Annotated in this window: 5 protein-coding genes and 1 pseudogene; 4 read left to right on the top strand and 2 right to left on the bottom strand. The window is 71.3% G+C overall.

The features are described from left to right. The 3 genes and pseudogenes from ACOV8S_RS15880 to ACOV8S_RS15870 all read left to right on the top strand — a co-directional run. Positions 1-229 (top strand): annotated as a pseudogene (locus tag ACOV8S_RS15880) (hypothetical protein); the annotation flags it as partial. Positions 230-299: 70 nt separating this feature from the next. Further along, positions 300-704, top strand: coding sequence for a roadblock/LC7 domain-containing protein (locus ACOV8S_RS15875; protein WP_382553048.1), 405 nt, complete (start codon positions 300-302; stop codon positions 702-704). A gap of 8 nt (positions 705-712) precedes the next feature. Beyond that, positions 713-1138 (top strand): hypothetical protein, encoded by a 426-nt coding sequence (locus ACOV8S_RS15870; protein WP_448318471.1) that lies wholly within the window; start codon positions 713-715, stop codon positions 1136-1138. Positions 1139-1243: 105 nt separating this feature from the next. On the opposite strand, the gene ACOV8S_RS15865 is transcribed toward ACOV8S_RS15870, so the two are convergent. Together ACOV8S_RS15865 and ACOV8S_RS15860 are read right to left on the bottom strand one after the other, a co-directional pair. Further along, positions 1244-1534, bottom strand: a complete 291-nt coding sequence (locus ACOV8S_RS15865; protein WP_448318470.1) for a hypothetical protein — start codon at positions 1532-1534, stop codon at positions 1244-1246. After that, on the bottom strand, positions 1531-2496 hold the full coding sequence (locus ACOV8S_RS15860; protein WP_448318469.1) for an SPFH domain-containing protein: 966 nt from the start codon (positions 2494-2496) through the stop codon (positions 1531-1533). The genes ACOV8S_RS15865 and ACOV8S_RS15860 overlap by 4 nt, the downstream gene beginning before the upstream one ends. Before the next feature lie 297 nt (positions 2497-2793). On the opposite strand from ACOV8S_RS15860, the gene ACOV8S_RS15855 reads away from it, so the two are divergent. After that, positions 2794-4841, top strand: a 2048-nt coding sequence (locus ACOV8S_RS15855) for a transglycosylase domain-containing protein (RefSeq protein ID WP_448318468.1), incomplete at its 3' end; no start/stop codon positions are given.

The raw sequence follows: 4841 nt of genomic DNA, 5'->3' as shown, positions 1-4841 counted from the left end.
GGGCGAGGGCGACGGGGACGGCGCCGGGCCCGTGTGGGAGGGCGTGGTGACGCTGGCGCCCGTCACCGAGCCGTCGGGGGTGCGCGCCCGGGCGGACCCCGCGGACCCGCCCCAGGGGCTGCCCCGGCGCAGGCCCGGGGCCAGCGGGATCACCGAGGCCCTGGGCCGCGGCACCCGCGGGACGGGCTGGAAAGGGTTCTTCCGCATGGGTGACGAACCTCCGCGATGACGAGACGCGAGACGACGACCACCGGCAACGGGGACAGACGACCACCGGCAACGGGGACAGGGGAGCGGGCATGGACCACGAGGCGTTGGCCAGGGAGATGCAGGACCTGCGCCGGCAGGTGACCGGCATCACCGACACGGCGGTGGCCGCCGCCGACGGACTGCTGATCGCGGCGGACACCGCCGCGTCGATCGAGCCGGAGGGCCTCGCCGCCCTCGCGGCCGCGGGCCTCGGTCTCGCCCGCCGCACCACCGACGCCACCGACCGCGGCGTGCTCCGCCGCACGGTGACCTACGGCAGCCACGGCTGCGCGGCCTTCTACGCCGTGGGGGACACGGCCCTGATGGTCGTGCTCGGGGACGAGGGGGTGGACGTCGACCGCCTGAACGCGGCGGTGCTGCCCGCCGTCGACAGGATCGAGTCGATTCTCACCGGCACCACCCGCACCAGCCATTCCACCAGCGCGAGGATGTGACGGACAGCATGACCACGAGAACGACGGCAGGCTTCTCGGACCAGGTGATGGGCCTGGTCAAGACCCTGCGCAACGAGGCACCCGACTGCGTCGCGTCAGGCGTCGTCGACATGGCGACCGGCATGCTGCTGGCCTACGAAACCATCGACAACCATCCGCCGGAGGTCCTGGACCTGCTGGCCGGCGCCACCCTGGACCTCTTCCAGGGCCGCACCGTGGTGATGATCGAGGACATCTTCAAGGAGCGCCGCGGGGTCCAGAGCGACAACCACTTCTTCCAGGAGATCCTGGTCAACAGCGACAACCTGACCCACCTGTTCGTGAGGATGACCGAGCAGCAGGACGTGGTCGCCGTCGTCGTGTGCCGCAAGGCCGTCAACGTCGGCATGCTCTTCGCCCAGACCCGCCGGGTCGTGCGCGAGCACGGCCTCTAGCCGCCGCCCGCCCCCGGTACGCGCGCGCCCGGAACGGCGCGCGCCGCGTACGCCACGCACCGGCACGGCACGCACGACCGCCGCCCCGGACGGGGGCGGCCGCGGTCACTCCCCGCGCGGCCGCCCCCGCCGGGGCATCGGTCCGGCGCCCTTCGGCAGCCGGCCCGCCTCCGCCAGCGCGCGGCGCAGCAGGAACTCGATCTGCGCGTTGGCGGACCGCAGTTCCTCGCCCGCCCACCGCGCCAGCGCGTCGTGCACCAGCGGGTCGAGCCGCAGCAGCACCTGCTTGCGCTCGGCGGTCCGCCGGCGCCGCGCCGGTGGCCCGTCCCCGGAGCCGGACTCCTCGGGGGCGGCTCCGGGCGGCTCCGGCGGACGCTCGTCGTCGCCTTCGCTCACTGGTACAGGGTCCCCGTGTTCAGCACCGGCTGCACGGAACCGTGGCCGCAGAGGACGACCATCAGGTTGGAGACCATCGCGGCCTTGCGCTCCTCGTCGAGCTCCACGATGTCCTGCTCGGCGATCCGGGCGAGCGCGGACTCGACCATGCCGACCGCGCCGTCGACGATCTGCCGCCGGGCCGCGACCACCGCGCCGGCCTGCTGCCGCTGGAGCATCGCGGAGGCGATCTCCGGGGCGTAGGCGAGGTGCGTGAAGCGGGACTCGATGATCTGGACGCCCGCCGCCTCGACCCGTGCGTGCAGCTCCAGGGCCAGCTTCTCGGTGATCTCCTCGGCGTTGCCGCGCAGCGAGAGCTCGTTCTCACCGTGCGCGTCGTAGGGGTACTCGATCGCGATGTGCCGGACGGCGGCCTCGGTCTGCGTGGAGACGAACTCCAGGAAGTCGTCGACCTCGAACCGGGCCTGCGCGGTGTCCTCGACCCGCCAGACGACCACGGCGGCGAGCTCGATCGGGTTGCCGTAGGCGTCGTTGACCTTGAGGACGGCGGTCTCGTGGTTGCGCACCCGGGTGGAGATCCGGGAGCGGGTGGTGAGCGGGTTCACCCAGCGCAGGCCGTCCTCGCGGACCGTGCCGCGGTAGCGGCCGAAGAGCTGGACGACCCGCGCCTCGCCGGGGGCGACCATGTTCAGCCCGGCCATCGCCGCCAGCGAGAGCAGGGCCAGCAGCAGCGCGACCACGATCAGCGCGACCTGGGCGCCGCCGGAGGCGCTCTCGGCGCCCAGGTAGCCCAGCCCGACCGCGACCAGCACGCCGAGCAGACCCAGCAGCAGCGCCAGGCCGCCGCCCAGGGAGCGGGCCGGGAACTCCCGGACGCTCGGCCGGGGCATCTCGGGCACGTCGACGGCTCCGAGGGACGGCGGGGCGGGAGGAGGAGTGCCGGGACCGGCGGGATTGGACATGGGAGCCCCCGTTTCGTGTCTGCGTCACCGACCGGCGACGGCTGATGTTCTATCTAAGTGATATCACTTTTTCGGTGCGGGGAAACCCTCCCCGGTCCGTCCCGGGCAACCGTTCGGCCACGTGGGACGTCAGAAACGATGGAAGTTGAAAGATTCGGGTGCTGATTCTCACGTCCCCAAAAGACCGGATCGGCACCCCTTTGTCACAGGGTGCGGGGTACCTTTCGGGACTGGCCGTGCCACCGGAGACCGCCGGGGCCAGGACGACGAACGACGCGAAGCGGGGCGAAGAGGACCATGGGGCGAGCTGATCTACGACGTGCGCGCCGACCACGGGGCATACGCAGGTTCTTCACCTGGCGGAAGCTGCTCGGCACGTTCCTCGGCGTCTGCCTGCTCGGCATCGGCTCCCTGATAGCCCTGTACCTGCTGGTGGACGTCCCGGACGAGGGCAACGCCCTGGCGCAGAGCCAGAGCAACGTCTACCGCTACAGCGACGGCAAGGTCCTCGCCCAGCGCGGCGAGGTCAACCGGGACGTCGTCGACATCGACGTGGTGCCCGAGCCGGTCCAGCACGCCTTCGTCGCCGCCGAGAACAAGACCTTCTACAAGGACCCCGGCGTCGACATCAAGGGCACCCTCCGCGGCCTGCTGAACACCGCGCAGGGCAAGGGCAAGCAGGGCGGCTCGACGATCACCCAGCAGTACGTGAAGAACTACTACCTCACGCAGGACCAGACCGTCACCCGCAAGATGCGGGAGGTCGTCATCGCGCTGAAGGTGGACCGGCAGATGACCAAGGACGAGATCCTCGCCGGTTACCTGAACACCAGCTACTACGGCCGCGGCGCCTACGGCATCCAGGCCGCCGCCCAGGCCTACTACCGCGTCGACGCCAAGGACCTCACGGTCCGGCAGGGCGCCTACCTGGCCGCGCTGCTGCAGGCGCCCAACCAGTACGACTGGGCGATCGCTTCCAGGACGGGCAAGCGGCTGGCCGAGGAGCGCTGGAACTACACGCTCGACAACATGGTCGAGATGAAGTGGCTCGGCGCCTCCGACCGCGCGGGCATGAAGTTCCCGGTGCCCAAGGAGCCGCGCCCCGCGGCCGGCCTCCAGGGCCAGTCCGGCTACCTGGTGCAGCTGGCCAACAAGGAACTCCAGCGGCAGCTGATGGAGACCGAGGGCATCTCCGCCGCGGAGGCCGAGGCCAAGGTCGAGGGCCAGGGCTGGGACATCACGCTCAACGTCGACCCGAAGAAGCAGCAGGCGCTGGAGAAGGCCGTCAAGCGGCAGCTCACCGGCAAGCTGGACCCCAAGGAGCGCAAGGTCGACGCTGCCGTCCAGGCCGGCGCGGTCTCCGTGGACCCGAAGACCGGACGGATCGTGGCCCTCTACGGCGGCCAGGACTACCTGGAGCACTACTTCAGCAACGCCACCCGCACCGACTACCAGCCCGCGTCGACCTTCAAGCCGATGATCTTCGCGGCGGCGCTGGAGCGGGGCGCGACCACCCAGGACGCGCGGCAGATCACCGCGAACACGATCTACGACGGCACCAGCAAGCGGCCCGTCGTCGGCAGCGACATCGCCTTCGCGCCGCCGAACGAGGACGACGTGAACTACGGCGACATCCCCGTGCAGACCGCGATGAACAAGTCGGTCAACTCCGTGTTCGCCCAGATGGGCGTGGACGTCGGCATGGAAGAGGTGCTGGAGACCGCCGGCCGGATGGGCATGAAGACCGAGAAGCTCAAGCCGCTGCCCGCGTACACGCTGGGCTCCATGGGCGCGAGCCCGCTGGAGATGGCCGGGGCCTACGCGACGCTCGCCCGCCACGGCCTGGAGGTCACCCCGACCCTGGTCAAGAAGGCCGAGCAGGGCGGCACCACGGTGGAGATGCCCGACGCCGTCGGCGAGCGGGTCCTGACCCGCAACACCGCCGACACCGTCACCTCGGTCCTCACCGGCGTGGTCGACGACGGCACCGCGCGCACCTCGGTGCGGGACAACCCGGCACGCGCCGGCCAGCAGGTGGCGGGCAAGACGGGCACCTCCGACGGCAACAGGTCGGCCTGGTTCGTCGGTTACACCCCGGACCTGGTCACCGCGGTCGGCATGTTCGGCGAGGACCCGAAGACCCACGAGCACGCCTCGCTCAGCGGGGCCACCGGACTCATCCCGGGCAAGGGACGGATCAACGGCGGCGGCTACCCGGCGCAGATCTGGGCCGACTACACCTTCGGCGTGACCGACGGCTCCGCGCGGTTCGACCTGCGGACCGACCAGGGCGCGGCGGTCGCCCCGACGCCGACCGAGACGCCCTCGCCCACCCCGAGCGAGAC

It is taken from the genome of Streptomyces sp. CO7, assembly GCF_053474865.1.
The sequence above is the reverse complement of the archived record's forward strand: the minus strand, read 5'-3'. Positions and strand labels throughout refer to the sequence as shown.